The 18,606-nt window shown below is 49.7% G+C and carries 16 protein-coding genes; 7 read left to right on the forward strand and 9 right to left on the reverse strand.

Features of this window, described 5'->3' with window-relative positions; genetic code table 11:
* Nucleotides 1-36: 36 nt before the first annotated feature.
* Together IY568_RS02400 and IY568_RS02405 are read right to left on the reverse strand one after the other, a co-directional pair.
* Nucleotides 37-1,260, reverse strand: coding sequence for a DEAD/DEAH box helicase (locus IY568_RS02400; RefSeq protein WP_138537489.1), 1,224 nt, complete (start codon nt 1,258-1,260; stop codon nt 37-39).
* 78 nt (nt 1,261-1,338) lie between these two features.
* Nucleotides 1,339-1,809 (reverse strand): GNAT family N-acetyltransferase, encoded by a 471-nt coding sequence (locus IY568_RS02405; protein WP_194866692.1) that lies wholly within the window; start codon nt 1,807-1,809, stop codon nt 1,339-1,341.
* Nucleotides 1,810-2,133: 324 nt separating this feature from the next.
* On the opposite strand from IY568_RS02405, the gene IY568_RS02410 reads away from it, so the two are divergent.
* Nucleotides 2,134-3,408 carry an aromatic amino acid transport family protein gene (locus IY568_RS02410; protein ID WP_194866693.1) on the forward strand — a complete coding sequence of 425 codons (1,275 nt, stop codon included), beginning with the start codon at nt 2,134-2,136 and terminating at the stop codon, nt 3,406-3,408.
* A gap of 31 nt (nt 3,409-3,439) precedes the next feature.
* Here IY568_RS02410 and IY568_RS02415 read toward each other — a convergent pair whose 3' ends face one another.
* Together IY568_RS02415 and IY568_RS02420 are read right to left on the reverse strand one after the other, a co-directional pair.
* Complete coding sequence (locus IY568_RS02415) at nt 3,440-4,372, reverse strand: diguanylate cyclase (RefSeq protein ID WP_194866694.1); 933 nt, start codon at nt 4,370-4,372, stop codon at nt 3,440-3,442.
* A 215-nt stretch (nt 4,373-4,587) separates the two neighbouring features.
* The gene (locus tag IY568_RS02420) at nt 4,588-5,397 is read right to left on the reverse strand and encodes a helix-turn-helix domain-containing protein (protein WP_194866695.1); all 810 of its coding nucleotides are present in this window, start codon (nt 5,395-5,397) and stop codon (nt 4,588-4,590) included.
* A 122-nt stretch (nt 5,398-5,519) separates the two neighbouring features.
* On the opposite strand from IY568_RS02420, the gene IY568_RS02425 reads away from it, so the two are divergent.
* The 3 genes from IY568_RS02425 to IY568_RS02435 all read left to right on the forward strand — a co-directional run bounded on the left by IY568_RS02425 (nt 5,520) and on the right by IY568_RS02435 (nt 10,761).
* The gene (locus IY568_RS02425) at nt 5,520-5,948 is read left to right on the forward strand and encodes a hypothetical protein (protein ID WP_194866696.1); all 429 of its coding nucleotides are present in this window, start codon (nt 5,520-5,522) and stop codon (nt 5,946-5,948) included.
* Nucleotides 5,935-6,438: a GNAT family N-acetyltransferase gene (locus IY568_RS02430; protein WP_194866697.1), complete on the forward strand. Its 504-nt coding sequence runs from the start codon at nt 5,935-5,937 to the stop codon at nt 6,436-6,438. Before IY568_RS02425 ends, IY568_RS02430 begins: the two co-directional genes overlap by 14 nt.
* Nucleotides 6,439-6,525: 87 nt before the next feature.
* Nucleotides 6,526-10,761: a DEAD/DEAH box helicase gene (locus IY568_RS02435; RefSeq protein WP_194866698.1), complete on the forward strand. Its 4,236-nt coding sequence runs from the start codon at nt 6,526-6,528 to the stop codon at nt 10,759-10,761.
* A gap of 34 nt (nt 10,762-10,795) precedes the next feature.
* Here IY568_RS02435 and IY568_RS02440 read toward each other — a convergent pair whose 3' ends face one another.
* Both IY568_RS02440 and IY568_RS02445 read right to left on the reverse strand, forming a co-directional pair.
* On the reverse strand, nt 10,796-11,281 hold the full coding sequence (locus tag IY568_RS02440; RefSeq protein ID WP_125563229.1) for a hypothetical protein: 486 nt from the start codon (nt 11,279-11,281) through the stop codon (nt 10,796-10,798).
* Between the two features lie 10 nt (nt 11,282-11,291).
* A complete protein-coding gene (locus IY568_RS02445) occupies nt 11,292-12,800 on the reverse strand; it encodes a YHYH protein (protein WP_194866699.1) in 1,509 nt (502 codons plus the stop codon).
* Between the two features lie 269 nt (nt 12,801-13,069).
* Between IY568_RS02445 and IY568_RS02450 the strand changes: the two genes are divergently transcribed.
* Nucleotides 13,070-13,294, forward strand: a complete 225-nt coding sequence (locus tag IY568_RS02450) for a FeoA family protein (RefSeq protein WP_125563233.1) — start codon at nt 13,070-13,072, stop codon at nt 13,292-13,294.
* A gap of 19 nt (nt 13,295-13,313) precedes the next feature.
* Nucleotides 13,314-15,398 carry a ferrous iron transport protein B gene (feoB, locus tag IY568_RS02455; RefSeq protein ID WP_194866700.1) on the forward strand — a complete coding sequence of 695 codons (2,085 nt, stop codon included), beginning with the start codon at nt 13,314-13,316 and terminating at the stop codon, nt 15,396-15,398.
* A 36-nt stretch (nt 15,399-15,434) separates the two neighbouring features.
* Here the strand turns inward: feoB and IY568_RS02460 are convergent, their stop codons facing one another.
* Together IY568_RS02460 and IY568_RS02465 are read right to left on the reverse strand one after the other, a co-directional pair.
* Nucleotides 15,435-15,731: a hypothetical protein gene (locus tag IY568_RS02460; RefSeq protein ID WP_125563238.1), complete on the reverse strand. Its 297-nt coding sequence runs from the start codon at nt 15,729-15,731 to the stop codon at nt 15,435-15,437.
* Nucleotides 15,732-15,754: 23 nt separating this feature from the next.
* Nucleotides 15,755-16,126 carry a hypothetical protein gene (locus IY568_RS02465; protein WP_194866701.1) on the reverse strand — a complete coding sequence of 124 codons (372 nt, stop codon included), beginning with the start codon at nt 16,124-16,126 and terminating at the stop codon, nt 15,755-15,757.
* Between the two features lie 300 nt (nt 16,127-16,426).
* On the opposite strand from IY568_RS02465, the gene IY568_RS02470 reads away from it, so the two are divergent.
* A complete protein-coding gene (locus IY568_RS02470) occupies nt 16,427-17,359 on the forward strand; it encodes an acetoacetate decarboxylase family protein (RefSeq protein WP_125563242.1) in 933 nt (310 codons plus the stop codon).
* A gap of 170 nt (nt 17,360-17,529) precedes the next feature.
* Here IY568_RS02470 and IY568_RS02475 read toward each other — a convergent pair whose 3' ends face one another.
* Entirely contained in the window at nt 17,530-18,606 is a 1,077-nt protein-coding gene (locus IY568_RS02475; protein WP_194866702.1) for a lipocalin-like domain-containing protein, read from the reverse strand.

Raw genomic sequence — 18,606 nt, forward strand, 5'->3', positions numbered from 1 at the left:
GACCTATCAATTCGTTGTTAGAAGCCACTATGTGCGTTAGCGCCTGCGCTTAGAACGCTGGCCCAGCACGCGCTTTTTATCACGCTGACGACGAGATTTAGCCGAATTTTGACGATCATTTTTAGGCTCGCGAGTCAGATCTGGCTCATAGCCACTCAACCATTGCGGGGTGAGACGTTCATCCAACAAGACTTCAATCTCTTCCAGTAACCATTGCTCATCAATACTCACCAAAGAAATAGCAGTCCCGGCTTCACCTGCCCGGCCTGTACGGCCAATACGGTGCACATAATCTTCCGCGACATAAGGCAACTCAGCGTTAATCACATAATTCAATTGTTGAATATCAATACCACGTGCCGCGACATCGGTAGCAACTAAGACACGAATTTCACCGTCCTTAAATTGCGCCAGTGCCTTGTTTCGAGCCCCCTGAGATTTGTCACCATGAATAGCCGCAGTTTTAAGACCGTCTTTATTGAGCTCCTTGGCATAGTCATCAGCTTGTTTCTTTGTGCGGGTGAAAATCAACACCTGATGCCAGTTTTGTTTGCCGATCAGGTGAGCGATCAGCTCCCGTTTGCGCTCTTCATCCACGGCATAAAAGAGCTGCTCGACCTTTGCGGCAGCCTGATTCTGTGCTTCAATGCCAATCCGTTTTGGCTCTTTCAACCAGTCTTTTACCTGATTAAAGACCGCTTCATCTACGGTAGCAGAAAATAACAAAGTTTGCCGATCAGATGGCATTTTGCGCATAATACGACGTATTTCACCCATAAAGCCCATATCCAGCATACGGTCGGCTTCATCGAACACTAAGTATTCTACCGCTGACAAATTCAATGTGCCTTTGATTAAATGATCGAGCAAACGGCCTGGCGTGGCGACCACTATGTCTGCTCCTTCACGAAGTGCTTTTTCCTGAGGTCCAATATTTGCTCCACCATGCAAACACACTGTTTTCAGCTCACAATGAGCGGCATAGGCATTCGCGTGCTGCGCTACTTGCTGAGCCAATTCTCGGGTCGGCGCCAGGATCAGGGCACGAGCACCTGAGCCCGGCTTGCTGAGTAACTGAGTCATGATAGGAAGCATAAATGCGGCTGTTTTACCGGTACCTGTCTGCGCACACGCCAGCAAATCGTGACCTGCCAGGATCTCGGGAATGCTTTGCGCTTGAATAGCTGTTGGCTCAGTAAAGTCAAGCACCTGTAACCCTTCTAACAGGGCAGGTGCTAAGGCAAGAGATTCAAAGGACATGTTTTTTGTATAACTCAAAAATTAGGTAGCGGGATTATAACAAAAATGCCAAGTATCGCCCGCAAAGATATGACCTCTTTATGACAGCGCCAATTCCATATAGACACTCAAAGGGTCGGGCTCGTAGTTGCCAAATGCTTCTCGCTGCACAAACCCCAAAGACGTATACAACCCAATTGCTTCAGTTTGCCGGATCCCTGTTTCCAGCCGTAATACACTGAAGCCAACCTGACGTGCATGATCAATTAAAGTTTGCATAATGTGTCTCGACACACCCAGGCCCCTATACGGTGGTTGTACATAAACCCGCTTTAGCTCGGCGTAAGGTGTCAGGCTGTCTGCCTCATCCGTTTTTGGCACCAGGGCACCACACCCCATCAACACAGATTCAGTGCGGGCACCAACAAAATAGACGTCAGACGCAGCCAGCTCATCCGCCGGGATCAGCTGATTACTGCTCGGTGGGTAGAGTGTATTCATCAGCTCATCGATGTCTCTCAGTAACTGCGACACTTCCGGGTGATGCGGGTCAAGATTAATTATTTCCATAACGTGATATTACCTTGCTTACCCTGTCAGCTTCACGACACGACGCATGTCAATTTACGAAGACCGGGCATGATATAGAGACTAAAATACTATGTTCTTTGATATGATACTAGCTTATTTTCTGAGCTCAATCGTACCTTTTAAAGTCACAAAGTCAAACGTCACAATGAAATTTCTACAATCCACTTGGTTAAATGATTAAAATACACCCAGCACTGTCGAATATTCATTCACTTTTACATTGATTACCGACGAAAGCATGCATATGTGCCACATTTTTTATATTATCCGCGCGCATATAATTCTAATCATAGGACAACAAGTATGAGTAATACCCCTGAAGGGCTCTCTACAGAGGCATTTGCCACAGAGACTACCCACAGCAGTCGGGGACGCTGGACACAACACGATACCAATTGGGTGCTTAGCCTGTTTGGTACCGCTGTGGGCGCCGGTATTTTGTTTCTGCCCATCAATATCGGTATTGGCGGGTTCTGGCCTCTGGTGATTATGGCTGTATTGGCCTTTCCAATGACCTACCTGGCTCATCGAGGGCTGGCACGTTTTGTGTTGTCCTCTAAACACAGTGACAGTGACTTTACCGATGTCGTTGAAGAGCATTTTGGTGCCACCGCAGGCCGCTTAATTTCCTTACTGTACTTCTTTTCGATCTTCCCTATTCTGTTGATTTATGGTGTAGGCCTCACCAATACCGTGGACAGCTTCATGGTTAACCAGTTAGACATGACCGCCCCACCTCGGGTACTCCTTTCCGGGCTGCTGGTTGCAGGCATGATTGCAATTATGATGGGTGGAGAAAAGTTACTACTGCGTGCGTTCGCGCTGCTGGTTTACCCGCTAGTTGGGATCTTGCTGATGCTGTCACTATATTTAATCCCACACTGGCAAGCACCAGTTGTGGCAACGCCGGATATGGCAGGTCTGAGTGAGACACTGTGGCTATCCGTGCCAATTATTGTCTTTTCATTTAGCCACGCTGCCGCTATCTCCAGCTTTGCCAATGCTCAACGCCGCCATTATGCTGACCGTGCGACACATAAAGCTGAGGCAATTTTGCGCAATACCTCGCTAATGCTGATCGTTTTTGTGCTGTTATTTGTATTTTCATGTGTGCTGTCTCTCAGCCCGGAGCAAATGCTCGAAGCCAAAGAGGCCAACGTTTCTGTACTGTCTTACCTTGCTAATGTGTACGACAATCCATTTATTGCCATGCTGGGTCCGCTGGTCGCCTTCATTGCCATTACATCTTCTTTCCTTGGGCACTTTCTGGGCGCACGCGAGAGCTTCAATGGTCTGCTCAGCAAGCAGTCATCTCTGTCGGCAGGCTTGATTGATAAACTGGGTGTGGGCCTGATGTTTATCGCAATCTGGGTGTGTGCTGTGATGAACCCGAGTATTCTGGATATGATGGGTGCCATTTCTGGGCCGATCATTGCCATGATCCTGTTTATCATGCCAACCATCGCCATTTTCAAAGTACCGGCACTACAAAAGTACCGCCATCATGTTGGCACCTACTTTATTCTGCTGGTTGGTATTTTAGCCGTCTCGGCATTGCTATATAACATGGCAGGTTAAGCAACCTTCGGGTGGAATGATTAAAAAGGGCCTAAGCGCCCTTTTTTTCTGCCACACATGCTTGATTACGACCCTGATGCTTTGCGTTGTATAAAGCTTCATCTGCCGCCGCAATTAGCTGAGCCAAATCCTGGTAATGCTCACCGCCATCATTGCTTACAACACCCGCACTGATGGTAACCACACCAAATTCCGAGTCTTCATGCACAATGGCCAATGCTTTTACTGCATCAACAAACTGGTTAGCCAGCTGCTTCGCCCCATCAGGCTCTGTGTCTGGCAATAAAATTGCAAATTCCTCGCCACCATAGCGATATACCCCATCCATAGGTCTGCGTATCTGGCCATCTATGGCACTGGCAACAGCTTTAAGAGCATCATCCCCATTAAGATGACCATAACGGTCATTAAACTTCTTGAAGTGATCGATATCCAGCATCACCACAGAGCAGGTATGTTGCTGGCGAATACTCTGCTTAAACTGACGCGCTCCTTCCATATCAAAAAAGCGCCGATTGAACACTTTTGTCAGCCCGTCGTAGTATGAGTAGCGCTTGAGCGTATCCGCTTGCTGTTTGTATTTGAGGTGAGTTTTAACCCTGTTCATCAGGGTCTTCGCCACGATAGGTTTAGGAATAAAGTCAACCGCGCCCGCATCCCAGCACAAATCCTGCTGTTGCTCGCTGATGTTGGAGGTCACAAAAATGATAGGGATATCAGACAGACCTTCCATTTCCTGCAACTGTTTACAAGCCTCCACCCCAGACATCCCCTCCAGTACCCAATCCATCAGGATCAGATCCGGTGGGGTTGCACGGCAAAACTCGATGGCTTTTTCTCCGGATGTCACCATATGGACCGAACAAATCCCCTCTAAAAAGCAAGAGATGACTTTTTGTGTCAGCATGGAGTCTTCAACAATCAGCACCAGACTCTCGCTCAGGTCTTCAATTTCCTTAAACAAAGTATATTACCTATTACAGTGATTCTTCGGCTCGACATAGACCGGATTTTTTCGGTCTTGATTGCAATTATAGCAGGCACGCAAATAAATACCCGTTAACATTATACGACTAACTTACCATGTCCCTTTAACCTGAGAAAGGGATTAGGGACTTCAGATCAGTGATTTAACGCGCCAAGCATCCCTGAATTTAACGACTCAGGTAGCACAGATTATTAACGACTTTCTGCCGCCTGACTATGCTGTCTGCGCCACAGCGCAGGCGTAACGCCATAAGCCGCTTTAAACTGACGGATAAAGTGCGTTGTATCTGACCAACCCAGCTCTTCAACTAACGCTGCAATCGGTGTATGTGTGTGCAGCAAACGATTACAGGCCTCACCCAGGCGTTTTTTGGTGAGCCACTGCCCTACGGAGTAGCCAGTTTCGCGTTTAAACAAAGTCGCCAGATAAGGGGCACTAACAAATACCGCACTCGCCACATCCTGCAAAGAAACCGGCTTTAAGCCCTGACTCTCAATGTAGGAAAGTGCCGCGACAACTTTAGGGTGCATACCTGCGCGCCAGCTCACCGGCTGTTGTGCCAGTGACACCTCATGCAACAGCAAGAAAACAAAGCTCTTCATCACGTCGAGCGGCAAAGCATGTTGCAATGCGGCTTCAAACTCCTGATACAAAGTCTGCACAAAATCGACGCGCTCCCCAGATAGCGCCAATGCGGGTAACGCACCTAAGCGTACCTGCTGAAAGGGTTGCAACAAGCTGGATTCGGGCGTGAGCCCAAGACAATCCGGGCAAAAACTCATCCAGTGCACATGCAAGTCAGACCCGGACAACAAGGTATGAGGCATGCCGCCGGGTACCAACACAAACATGCCCTGTGTGGCTGTAAACGTCTCGCCATGTAACATATCCAGCGAGCCTGAACGAATAAAGCTCAACACACTTTCGCTGTGCGTGCCGTGAGGCTCCTGTTCCAGTGTCGCTACTTTCATCTGGCCACATGCGGCAACATGATTGGTCATTCTATTTCACCCACAATCTTAAAATAAGCCGATTAAATCAAAAAGCAGACAATAACGCGATACGGCTTTATTGAGAATAATAGACATCGACAAAACAATACACCGATTTACAGGAGAGACCTATGACTTTTTCACTCGTTTTAATGGGGTTATCGATCCACGTACTGTTATGGGAAAAATTACCCGACTGGGGCACCTGGTTTAACACTTTAGTGGCACGTTTACCGGCCCCCCTCGCCTATTTATACACGGCATGGCGCTGCCCATACTGTTTTGGGTTCTGGATAGCCCTGCTACTGCAACAGCTTACAGGTATCTATACTTTACCTGAACTGTCGTCTCTGACAGCCACATTCGGCGCAATTGGCACAGTGCTCAGCATGAGTCTCGATGCCCTGGCTACCGCCCTGTTGATCATGGTTGGCAGCCAGGCACTAAAGGCGCTTGCATTACCGGCCATCAAGGGTCACGAATTAACCATGGCATTTAAAACTGGCTTGTCTGAAACACAGGCAAAATCATCACAGGAACACACCCATGACAATGCATAAGTTCAGTACGGCAAGATTAGAAATAATGCCTGCAACACCGGCTCTCAACACTGCACACGTACAACAGCTACTCGATTTACTGACACCAGGCACACTGCATTTTTTGCCCGATGACTGGCAACAGTGTCCGCACACTGCTGACCAACTAACCGACTGGATATCGGACAAACTAACACGCTGTGAGCTGCTACTGGTACAGGACAAGCAGACACACATTCTGGGCCTGGTTATGCTGTATGCAGCCGAAAATACGGTTCAGCTTGGCTACCTGATAGGCGAAACACACTGGGGACAAGGCTATGCCAGTGAGCTGCTGCAGGGCTTAGTCGCGCATCTGCGCACAGTTCAGCCCAGTGTAGCACTCAATGCGGGCGTTGCAGCAGACAACCCGGCTTCTATCAATGTACTGAAAAAAGCTGGCTTTGTGCGCTGCCCGTCTGAGCCGGATAATACCAGCTCACAGCTGTATTACACCCTGCCAACAGAATAGTTTGACTTGAGCACACACCGCGCTTCTGCTACTTTGCTCCGCAATCAATAATAATTCGCGGAGCAAGGCCCGAAACGGTCTATCAGCATGCACTTTACGCCTTTCAGCCAGACACACATCACCGAACTCCTGACACGCTACGCACAGCTGCCCGCTGAACAACAGATCATGCTGGAAGTACTGGCACTAATCGGCAAGCCGGTTGCGATAAGTAGATTAAAACGCTTGCTGAAATTGCTGGTTGAAACTCAGATCCACGACATCCCCGCGCTCAGTCAGGGTATGCTGCCCGAACAGAGAACCGCGCTGGTCGAAGCCGGACTATTAATCAGTAACCAAAAAGGCCTCCGGGTTCAGCCGCTGATTGAGATTTCACTGTGCCACAATGCGCTTCGTCAGGATCGTTTTATCAGCACACTTAATTGTGCCGAACAAGTCGTGCCTGTGGTCAATTTATATGAGTGGGAACGCGATTTCTCTGATGAACAACGCTTTATCCGCGATTTGCTTATCCTGGGCCAATACGATAAAGCCATCGCCTTACTGTCATTTCATAAAAATCCGCAACACCTTGACCACCACACCAATCAGGTACTGGTCAATACCCTATTCTTTCCGGCAGACGTTGATCATCTGGCTGAACTGCCACCGCATTTGCTGTATCAGGCATGCTCGACGTTAATCCACAGTTTAAAAATTGACTGTCAGAACAATTTTGCCGCATTTCAGCTTATTAAACAGCTCTGCGAACGTCAGCCGAATAACCAAACGCTGCATTGTTTACTGGCCGAACAATATCTTTATCGGACGCAACTGGATCAGAGTGTCGCCGTACTGGGCAATGATAGCAGCTGCTATGCACTGCAGTTACGTGCCATGGTTGCCATGTGCGCCGGCGAACAGCAAAGCGCTTATGCATTATTTGAACAGGCAATGGTCGCTAAAAACAAACTTGCCCGGCGTAAGCAGCAATATCTGGGTGGCCTGCCCGGCTTGTTTCATAAATTGACGACGCTGGTGCAGGCCAGTCAGGGACAGCCTCAACTGTTTAAATCAGTGCGTCAACTGGTGCAGGCAGAGTCCGCTGACAAAAAAGCGCCTGGGTTAAATTATGTCCTTTTGAGCCTGGTTGAATATCTTGCAGAGTGCCTCAGTGGTGGCCAGACATTCGTTAATCAATATCAAGAGTATGAAGCATTTGGTAAAGCGAAGCCCTACGACTATGCACTGCTGCAAATACTGACTGCTCTGGCTACGCACTGGACCGGGGGCCAGTTACAGGCCCAACAATTAACTCGTCTTAGTGAGGCCTGCAATACCTTCAGTGCAATACAGCAACCTTTGTTTGCCTGTATGGGCGCCGATCTGCTGGTGCTCCATCAAGCCCCTGTGCCACCACTGCCACAGCGCCTGGTGGTTAACTTTGCCAAACTGGTAGAACAAAAAAGTGACTGGGAGCTGGCACTGGAAAAACTGCAAAGCCTGGCATCCACGCCACCATCCAATGCAGATAAATCGTCGCAAACCCACCGGCTTGTCTGGCAACTTGAGCAATCTCGATTTGAACTCACACTCAAGCCCAGAGAACAAAAACTGGGTAAACAAGGTTGGAGTAAAGGTCGCAATGTGGCCCTGAAGCGTTTGGTCGATGAGCGTGAGCGCTTTGATTACCTAAGCGATAAAGATAAAGAAATTATTGCTGCTATTCGGGTGTATGAAAACCACGGCTATTATGGTGGACGCACCTTTGAACTGGAAGGAGCAAACGCCCTGAGTGCCGCATCTGGTGCTCATAACCTCTACCTGGGCGATGATTTCAGTCGCGAAATAGAACTGACAGAATATCCGGCCGAACTTCAGATCCGTGACAACGGCGATGAGCTAATGATGTCGATACCCAACCTGCCACAAGGCATAGACTACCGCTTGCAACTCGAAGAGCGTGCAGGGCAGAGTGAGTACGCCTTTTTCCCGCTTCAGGACTATTGCTATGGGTTTACCCTGTTCAAGCGTCAGCATTTGCAGGTTGCAGAGATCATTGGGGAAAGTGGTCTTGTCGTGCCCAAAGCCGCCAAGCCCAAACTGCTTGAGAGTATTACTGCCATCGCGCCACTGCTGAATATACAGTCCGACCTGGACGGCCTTGAAACCGGGTTGACCACAGTCAAACCTGATAATGAACTGGTCATCAACATCACTCCCTATCAGAGTGGCCTTGAGTTTCACTGTGTGAGTATGCCCTTTGGCGATAAGGGCCCCATGTTGCACCCGGGCATTGGCAGCCCCAATCTGACGACAGAAATTGAGCATCAGCGGGTGGCCACTCAACGTGATCTAGCACAAGAACAGCGCTTGCTGGAGTTACTGGATGAACACTGTCCGGCATTTTTGGCGATGTCTGATAACCGTTTGCAACTAGACGACCTGGAAATGGCGCTTGAGGCGCTTGAGCAAATTGAAAGGTGTGTTGCATCCAATATACCGGGCTTCACCTTAAGGCTGCGCTGGCCACGTGGGAAGAAATTCCGTCTCAGCAAACCCCTTGAGTCCCAGCATCTGGCTCTGGCGATGAGCAAGCAAAATCAGTGGTTTGACGTCACGGGTGAACTTCAGGTCGATGATACACAAGTTGTAGAGTTGAAAAAGTTGCTGAGCCTGATGGCCACCAGCCATGGCCGCTTTGTCAGCCTCGACGGTGAACAAATTCTGGCACTGTCACAAGACTTACGTAATCAACTCGCCCAGCTTGATACGGTAACCGATCAGGGCCAGTTTCACCCGCTTGCCAGTGGTCAAGTCGCAGAAGCAACAACGGGCATGCGTATGAAAACCTTGCCTGCCTGGGAAGAGCAAAGCAAAAAAATGTACCAGGCTAATGCGCTAACACTCACTGTGCCGGCGACCTTACAGGCGCAATTACGCGATTATCAGCTCGCGGGGTTTGACTGGGCAATGCGACTAGCCCACTGGGGCGGCGGCGCTTGCCTGGCTGATGACATGGGGCTGGGAAAAACTCTACAGGCGCTGGCTGTGATCTTAGCACGTGCCAGTGAAGGGCCTACGCTTATCATCGCACCGACCTCTGTGTGCTTTAACTGGCAGCAGGAAGCGAGCAAATTTGCACCGGCATTAACCATGACCTTGTTCAGCGATCACAGCAGTGCGCAAGAGCGCGAACAGCTATTAACTCAAGCTGGCCCGTTTGATTGTGTGGTGATCAGTTATGGCCTGCTGCAACGCCAGGCTGAGCTGCTAAAAACAAAACACTGGCACACCATTATCGCCGATGAAGCGCAAGCGCTTAAAAACCCGCTGGCTAAGCGCACCGTGGCCGCCTGTGCACTTAAAGGCGAGTTTAAAATGATCACCACGGGCACACCAATAGAAAACAATCTGACCGAATTGTGGTCGCTGTTCCGTTTCGTCAACCCGGGTTTACTAGGCAACCTGAAACGCTTTAATGCCCGCTTTGCTCAGCCGATGGAAAATGCTGAGCAAGACAAGCTGGCGGCTCATAAAGCACGTCAAAGCCTCAAACAACTGGTGAAACCCTTTATTCTGCGTCGCCTGAAAAGCCAGGTTCTCACCGAACTGCCAGAGAAAACGGAAATCAACCTCACCGTTTCGCTCAGTGAGGACGAGATGACTTTTTATGAAGCACTGCGACAGCATGCCATTGACCAAATCATGGAATCTTCCAGTACCAGTTCAGCGGCAGAGCAACGCATCAGAATGCTGGCGGAGCTCACCAAGTTACGTCAGGCCTGCTGCCACCCGCAATTGGTCATGGCTGAAAGCACATTGCCAAGCAGCAAGCTGGAAGCACTCAGTGAGCTACTTAATGAATTACGGCAAAACAATCATAAAGCACTGATCTTCAGCCAATTTGTGGGCCACTTACAGATTATTAAAAATCTCCTTGAGCAAAGTAACGTGCCATATCAGTACCTGGATGGCAGTACCCCTGCTGCACAACGTCAAGAACGTGTTAACGCCTTTCAGCATGGCAATGGCGAAGTGTTTTTGATCAGTCTCAAAGCCGGTGGATCAGGTTTGAACCTCACCGCAGCAGACTATGTGATCCATATGGATCCGTGGTGGAACCCGGCAGTTGAAGCACAGGCATCAGATAGGGCCCACCGAATGGGCCAGCAGCGCCCGGTGACCATTTATCGACTGATTGCCAAGAACACCATAGAAGAAAAAATCGTCGCACTACACCAACACAAGCGAGATTTGGCTGACCAATTACTGGCTGGCAACGAACAGGCCAACAAGCTGTCGGTTGAGGACATGCTTAACTTACTCAAAGAAACCTTTTAAACGCTGGCCACAATAATGTGGCCAGCGTCCGGTATCAATGGTGATGGTGACTAAGCAACGGCTGAGAAGAAAACTGATGCAATACCAGTTGAGGCTCAGCCAGGTCGACAAACACCGACCCCATCACGGTATTACCTTTCCAGGTCCAGTTCTCATGTTGATGGCTGTTTAACGATACCGCAATCTGGTTGACACCAGCCTTAAACCAGCTGGCAGGCAGATGCACATATTGGCCATAAACACGCATTTTTTTCTCACCATTAATGAACAAATGGGCATGACCTGTCAGGCGCTGTTGTGCACTCTCCACAACGGCGGGCGAATTCAGCACATAGTTGGCAATGTCAATTGTCAGGTTGAGACCGTCGGTTTCATCCCGTACCAGGGTCAGCGCAACCCGAGGCAACAGGCTTTGTTGCTTGATCTCCAGGCTTTTGTGCTGGTGAATGGCTTTGTCAGCCTGGGCCGTCATAGTGATGAAAAACATATTCGCAGCAATTAATATCGCTATTATTTTCATTATATTACTCCTATTCACGACCCGGACCACCAGGCCTTATGCCACCACAACTGGTCAGTGCGTTACTTTGTAATTCACCAGCAAACCTGTCACCTATGGTGTATGGAAATGTAGGAATGAGCTTGCCGTTATCATCCCGGGCAGTCACATGATAGTGATAACCCCGATGCTCATCATAATGACCATTGTACTGATCAAGATAATTGCCGCCCTGTTCAGTCAGTGTGCTGTTCCAGTAAAAGTCTTCTTTGAAGTAGCCATTTTCGGCAACCAGCTCATTACGTGATAAGGTGCGTACCACAGTGTCAAAGCCTGGCCCACTGGAAACATTGCGTGTTCCCTGACTGACATCATATTGGTCATTCAGCACACAGCTTCGTGCACCATCGCTACACCCGGTCGGCGCACTGGCGCGATAATCGCGAACTTCCCAGCTACTGATAGCCAACTCCCCTTGCGATTCCCAGGGACCATATATGGCGTAACCATCTGCGGCATATCCATAAACAGGAGAGTGTCCTGAACCTGTATCACCAACCATCTCAGCCAGACACGAAGAATAATAATGGTGATGATAGTCACCTTGTGCAGCATGGCCGCCACACACATCCACGTCATATTGCTCAGCAACCGGTGCCAACGTTTGCCATATCCTTTCGTTGTTGTAACTCTGACCATCACCCCAGTTATATACTGAGGTCCCGTTAACCCAGAAGCCGACCGTCCCTAACCCCGTTTCACAAGCGTCTGTATTCTGTGTGGGCTGATTGGGAAACGTACCGGTTCTATCCATCACTTCTGGACAGACCGGTCCGGGCGGCCAGTAACCCTGGCCGGCATCCAGTGCACAGCTGCTGTTGCTGTTATAGCCAATATCCTGGCCGAACTCGACCACATCACCAATCGCGACTTGCGGCGAACCTGTGGCAAAATCTGATGCAGCTCTGGGCCGGGAGGATAAGCTTGACAGCATTTCTTCATCGACCACCACCTGATAATCCGGCATGCCTGATGCAGTCACCACCGTATACTGTTGCCCGGATTGCTCCAGCGCACTCACCGCCTGTACATTGACCTGAGCAAGCTGCCCAGCCTCATCCAGCATAATGGCGGCAGTAGCACCATCTGAGTTAAGGATCCAGCCAGCCAGCGTGTCATTTTGGTCCGGGCTATCCGGTGTTTCCTCACTGCCGCCCTCATCATCGTCAGGCTCTGTATCCGAATCATCCTCATCCCCAGGATCAGGCGCTGTATCCCCCTCACCTGCTGTCGAGCCCGTGTCGCCGTCGGCGTTGTCTGTATCTGAGTCCGAATTGTCCGAATTGTCCGAAGCCGTATCAGCATGCGCATTTGACTGACTGGAGTTTGTCTCATCGACCGCGGTTGATTGAGTATTCTGACTGGTGCCCATAGTCGTCTCTGAACCTCCTGATCCGCATGCACCAAGCAGCGTGGCAGTGATAATCACGGTCAGTATATTCAGTGCGCCGGGTTGTTTTATTGTGCTCGTTGATCCCATTGTCTCTCTCCATTGCTGTTAGGCCTGTGATCATCAGCCTAGCGAGACAATGTGCAAACAGATGGCAAACAATGTGCAAAGAGTATGAAGTGCCCTCCAACACTCTGGTGACATTCACTTAATACACGTAACCATATAAAATATATAGATTTATCAATCTAAGAAATAACGCATGTCTTTTGCCGCACTCGCTTGTTTATGACATTTAAGTTGCGGTACCATGCAAACCTAATAATAAATAATTCCTATCTAGGTTTGCATTACCCTCTATGACACTTGCAGATTTACAACCAAACGATACAGCGATTATTGCAGGCATTGTTCACCCTGATGCAGCCCTGATCAGCCGCATAATGGCACTGGGCCTGATCCCCGGAGAAGTGATCACGGTCTTAAATGTCGCGCCGCTGGGCTGTCCCATTCAGACTCAGGTTGGCAATACCTATATCAGTATCCGTAAAACTGATGCGCGTTTTATCCAGCTAAGCCGCTAATTTCAAGGAGTAAGATAACGTGAGAATCGCCCTCGTTGGCAACCCCAACTGTGGTAAAACCACACTGTTTAACCGCCTTACGGGTGCCAGACAAAAAGTCGGCAACTGGCCCGGCGTCACTGTAGAGCGCAAAAGTGGCGAGCTAAGTTTACCAGGTCAGCAAGTTGAGTTAATTGATTTACCGGGCCTGTACAGCATGGCCCAAATTGAACCGGGTCAGGATGAACAAATTGCCATTGACTATATTCGCGCTCAGGATGCCGATCTGATCATCAACGTGATCGACTGTGCTAACCTCGAACGCAACCTGGTTCTGACGACACAAATGCAGGAAACAGGTACCCCTCTTATCGTGGTTGCCAACATGACCGATGTGGCACACCAGCAAGGCAAGGAGCTGGATCTGGGCCTGTTAGCACAGCGTCTTGGTGTACCTGTCATCGCCATGGTCGGCTCGACTGGTCAGGGGCTCGCTCAACTAACAGAAGCATTGAGTGAGCACTTCAAAGGCAAGCCCTCGCAAAAGCGCATTCAACAAACTCCGGGGCCTGATCTCAGCAATGAAGACACCGTTAAGCGCTTTCAAAACGTCAAAACGCTCAGCAATGGCGTCAGTATCATGTCGAAAACACGCTCTGACTTCACCACCTCGCTTGATAAACTGGTGCTAAACCGCTGGCTAGGGGTGCCGATTTTCCTGTTTATGATGTACCTGATGTTTACGGTAGCGATCAACTTCGGGGCCGTCTTTATTGATTTCTTTGACATTCTGGTCGGCGCTATTTTTATTGACGGGACTAAGCTGCTGCTGGCCAATCTCGGTGCCCCCCAATGGTTGGGCGTCCTGTTAGGGGACGGCTTTGGGGCAGGCTTACAGCTGGTTGCGACCTTTATTCCTGTTATCGCCGTCTTGTATTTTTGTTTGTCGATCCTTGAAGACAGTGGTTATCTATCACGTGCCGCCTTTGTGATCGACCGCCTGATGTCCTCCATCGGATTGCCCGGCAACGCATTTGTCCCTCTGATTGTAGGTTTCGGCTGTAACGTCCCAGCGGTCATGAGTGCCCGCACCATGAGCCGGGAGTCGGATCGCCTGCTCACGGTCATCATGGCGCCCTTTATGTCCTGTGGCGCACGATTAACCGTGTACGCCTTATTTGCTGCGGCCTTTTTCCCGGTGAACGGTGCCAACATCGTATTTGCCTTGTATGTGTTTGGCATTTTAGTGGCTGTGGGTACCGGTTACCTGTTCAGAAAACGCGTGTTTAAACAAGAAAAAGTCCCCTCTTTTGTCGAAATGCCAGCCTATCATCTGCCCGTCTGGCGTAACCTGGTTATGACCACCTGGCAGCGTTTACGTAGCTTTATCACCCGTGCCGGGAAAACCATCGTGTTTGTGGTTACTCTGCTAAGCATGATCAATTCCATCGGCACAGATGGCAGCTTTGGGCATGAAAACAGCGAGGCATCTTTACTGTCTAAAGCCGCGCAGGTTGTAACACCTGTGTTCGCACCGCTGGGTATCGCAGAAGATAACTGGCCAGCAACGGTTGGGATAGTCACGGGCCTGTTCGCCAAAGAGGCCATTGTGGGCACAATGGATGCCTTGTATGTGGGCGCACAGGAACAAACCGGTGAGTGGTCTCTCAAAGATGCTACAAGTGAAGCGGTCATGACCTTGTGGGATAATTCCGTTGATTTACTCAATAACCTCGGCGATCCGCTGGGCCTGAGTGCCGTTGAAGAAGGCGGCGACGCAGGAAACAAGTTGCTCAGTGCCATGGCTGCTCAATTCAATGGCCAGCTCGGTGCATTTGCCTATCTGGTACTGATCTTACTGTATACCCCGTGCGTGGCGGTATTGGGGGCCATTAAGCGTGAATCGGGCAGTGTGTGGATGTGGGTCGTCATCGGCTGGACAACCTCCATTGCCTACATACTGGCGACACTGGTTTATCAAATCGGACAACTTGGTACGGCTGGAGCGTCGGCAATGATGTGGATAGTCCTGATGCTGGCGGCCTTGTTTGCCTGGTGGCTGATACTCGGACGCCTGAGCAAACATCTTCATGCTGTTCCGACTTATAAGATTGAATTGAGCTAAGGTCGAAATAGGACGGGAGCCACTGGCTCCCGTTGTTTACTCTGCTTGTTCTGGTTTGACTTTCACCAACCCTAAACGTATGGCCGCAAAGTAAAGGCCTTCTGCAGCCAGGACAGTCGGTAACACCACCTTGACCCAGTAACCTTCTGATCCGTAAAAGTACCACAAAATGGCACTGATCACTGCCAGCAAGATACCCGCAACAAGTCCCGCACTCACCAGACTCAGTGCAATCGGTGCTTTGCAGCTACCGCATTTTAACTTGAATGGATTCGGGGTATTCAATACCGACATAAAAGAAATATCACTGTCACATTTACCACATTTACTCATACTATTACTCTGTGTATTAGGTTTTACTGTTCAAAATACTGTTTTGCGTCACTGGCGTACAACACCCACATCGCTAACGCGGGATAGATAAACAAATCCGCCAACGCCCACAGAGGTACCTCTTCATCGGCTGCAAGCAGCAAGTCGGCCCCCTGCACAAAGACACAAATCCATACGGTATAAAAAAAGAACTTACGTCCGCTGGGCTTTTTCTTTGCTATATGCCATATCGCCACAAACTGGATAAAAACCATAGTTAGCCAGAACAGCATCAGGATCATGGCTTCCGACGCCTGCTCAGATATCAGGTACCCCAATACAGAAGTGGCTAGCGGCCAAAGGCCATAGCCGACAAAACACACCAACACGGTGATCAACACCACAAAAGGGATCATAAATACCTACTTTTTATCGACTCAGGAGCGAGCCGGATTACGCTAAATAGTGACACAACAAATGGCTATGCTCTGCCTGTCCATGTAAATGGTCGCGTAGTGTACAATATTGCAAATAAAGAAAGAATAGTTGGTTTACACTCTTATACATTTTGTACAGTGCTCTCCTTTAACTCACCTCTTCCATTTACTTTTCACCAAAGCATGTTAGCCTAGTCCCGCTTTTGCGCCCTAACAATTAAAGCAATGCGCATCAGCAGTTTCCATGCAAGGAAAACCCTAGCTAAAAAAGGACCAAATATGAATATGAAACCCCTCCTGCTCAGTGCCATGCTGGTATTGAGCAATACCGGCTATGCCACTGATCTTAGCGAAACCTATCCGGTAACCAGCACCACTTATCTGTCTGATGGCACCGCTGTTAGCATGCCTTTTCATGTTAAGGGTGAAGCCACCAGTGCCGTCGTTGGCTTAATAGATGCCAATGTTGCACAGTTCTTTTTGTGGAACTGGCAATGGGAACCTGTCCGCCTGCATTGTGAAGGAGCAGCCTCAAAAGGCATAGGTGCACTGTATACACAAAAAATTACCAGCAGCCCTGCCGGTGCGTATAACGAGACGATATCAAGCTTTTATGTTAAACGCCGTGGCAGCGCAGACCCGGTTTTGCCCTGTCCGGGAGATATGACCCTTGCCAGTGCACAGCTGGATTTCACCGGTAAAGTGCTGGCTGCATTGGCAGCAGCAAACGCAGAGCAACAAGCGGCCGGAAAACCACATAACTATGCCCTTTACAACCAGCACCTGATGCTGGACAACCCCATTGCAATCAAAGCAGGTCGCGAAATCTGGGGTTACCCCAAGCAAGCAGCGGATGTGTCGATAGATATCACGCCACACCAACATACATTGACTCTGGCAAACCAATATACCGGAAAAGCTATGCTGGATGTCTCCTACACGCGCCAGATCGGGGTCAACCTGCCACTACATTCTGTCGGCGACAACGTACTCCCAGACTATCTGCTACCTGATTTTGGCAAAGTGCCTCAATTAAGCGGCGTATTATCGAGCGACAGTGGCTGGATGATGCCATTTGTGGGAGAGTTTACCATCCACTCCCGTGCCAGTCTTACAACGTTTTTCCTCGCGGAAAGCGACTTTACCCCTATCGCGGTGCTAGAATTTCCTGACGTCTCAGGTGTTGCCCTGCCCCTGTACGACCGGGAATAACCTCTAACCCCGCCAGGCCAAATAATTAAGTACTGATTAGATGCACTGGCGTGGCAAGGGCTGTGTGAATGAAATACTGAACCTGTATCTCTTTATCATCACAGCCCTGAGCACAAGATTGCCCACCTACTCAACTTTTATGCGCCGAGGCCAAGGCGAGGACGTATTGTTCAATAGCCAAACAATTCACCATAACCCGTTGCAACAAATCCACCGCGGCTGCGTATCCGCCCCTCCCAGTAAGGTACACTCAGGCGATTAAAAGAATCGCGCTGCAATACATCAATGATCACTGCTTCTTTGCCTGGTACCTGCAACTGCCAGCTTATCGGATGCGTTACATTGCGAGTTTGCGCCCTGTTAAGTACTGTTAAACTGACCTGCTCGTGCGGGTAGACCGTAACCTTGCCAGATGGAGATATCTCTGAGGCACTGCAATAGGCATAGGCTTGTGTTGCATCTCGAGTACAAAATGCCATCAAAGCACCTTGCCCGGGGTTCTCGCCTTGTAAACTGAACCAATCCCAGCCACCGTGCTGACTATCAATCAGACCTGATGACCATTCCCTGTCTAACCAGGCCCGGCCAGAGACTTCATGTGATCTGCCTGCATAGGTCAGCGTGCCTGTCACTTGTAAAAAGGGATAACTGTAGTAAAAGGAAGCATGACCTTGCTGAGTTTTCTGACTGTACCCCTGCTTGCCATGCAAGACCAGTGGGCTGCTTGCCAGCGTAATATCCAGGCCAAAATCGGCCTCCTTACTTTGCAATCGTAAAGGTAAAAACGACGTCTCTTGACTGGCCAGCTGCCAATCACCCAAACGGGCGATAAAAGGATTGGCCTGTACGTCAACCTGCCCGGCTCTGCCATAGCGCTCAAACGCATGATGTGTCTGACCGTTTTGTATAGCAAAATGGGCAAAGTAAAGCTGTCCATCCCACCAGGGAGAAGACTGAAAGGCCGAAAACCCCGGATCGCGGATCCGAAACAACGTCCATTGCACCCCAAACTGAACGCCGTCTTGTGCCGTCAAGTTGCCAGTAACATACCACCACTCCACTCCTTGTTCTGGATGGGCACCGTGGTCGCGCGGAAACGTCAGTGTCTGAGCGGCATCCACGGGTGTGCCCAGCGTCTGACCGAGCACCACCATCGCCGCATTGTTATTGTCTGTTTCAGGCGCAGCAGGCTGACACCCCGTTACCATCAGCAGGAATAAAAGCCAATGTAATTTGATGCAATGCAT

This window comes from Pseudoalteromonas sp. PPB1 (assembly GCF_015356275.1).
In the GTDB taxonomy this organism is placed as follows: Bacteria; Pseudomonadota; Gammaproteobacteria; order Enterobacterales; family Alteromonadaceae; genus Pseudoalteromonas; species Pseudoalteromonas rubra_D.

Coding starts and splice junctions, on each gene's coding strand:
- IY568_RS02400 (WP_138537489.1), bottom strand. CDS start 1,260: ATGTCCTTTGAATCTCTTGCCTTAGCACCTGCCCTGTTAGAAGGGTTA.
- IY568_RS02405 (WP_194866692.1), bottom strand. CDS start 1,809: ATGGAAATAATTAATCTTGACCCGCATCACCCGGAAGTGTCGCAGTTA.
- IY568_RS02410 (WP_194866693.1), top strand. CDS start 2,134: ATGAGTAATACCCCTGAAGGGCTCTCTACAGAGGCATTTGCCACAGAG.
- IY568_RS02420 (WP_194866695.1), bottom strand. CDS start 5,397: ATGACCAATCATGTTGCCGCATGTGGCCAGATGAAAGTAGCGACACTG.
- IY568_RS02425 (WP_194866696.1), top strand. CDS start 5,520: ATGACTTTTTCACTCGTTTTAATGGGGTTATCGATCCACGTACTGTTA.
- IY568_RS02430 (WP_194866697.1), top strand. CDS start 5,935: ATGACAATGCATAAGTTCAGTACGGCAAGATTAGAAATAATGCCTGCA.
- IY568_RS02435 (WP_194866698.1), top strand. CDS start 6,526: ATGCACTTTACGCCTTTCAGCCAGACACACATCACCGAACTCCTGACA.
- IY568_RS02440 (WP_125563229.1), bottom strand. CDS start 11,281: ATGAAAATAATAGCGATATTAATTGCTGCGAATATGTTTTTCATCACT.
- IY568_RS02445 (WP_194866699.1), bottom strand. CDS start 12,800: ATGGGATCAACGAGCACAATAAAACAACCCGGCGCACTGAATATACTG.
- IY568_RS02450 (WP_125563233.1), top strand. CDS start 13,070: ATGACACTTGCAGATTTACAACCAAACGATACAGCGATTATTGCAGGC.
- IY568_RS02460 (WP_125563238.1), bottom strand. CDS start 15,731: ATGAGTAAATGTGGTAAATGTGACAGTGATATTTCTTTTATGTCGGTA.
- IY568_RS02465 (WP_194866701.1), bottom strand. CDS start 16,126: ATGATCCCTTTTGTGGTGTTGATCACCGTGTTGGTGTGTTTTGTCGGC.
- IY568_RS02470 (WP_125563242.1), top strand. CDS start 16,427: ATGAATATGAAACCCCTCCTGCTCAGTGCCATGCTGGTATTGAGCAAT.
- IY568_RS02475 (WP_194866702.1), bottom strand. CDS start 18,606: ATGCATTGCATCAAATTACATTGGCTTTTATTCCTGCTGATGGTAACG.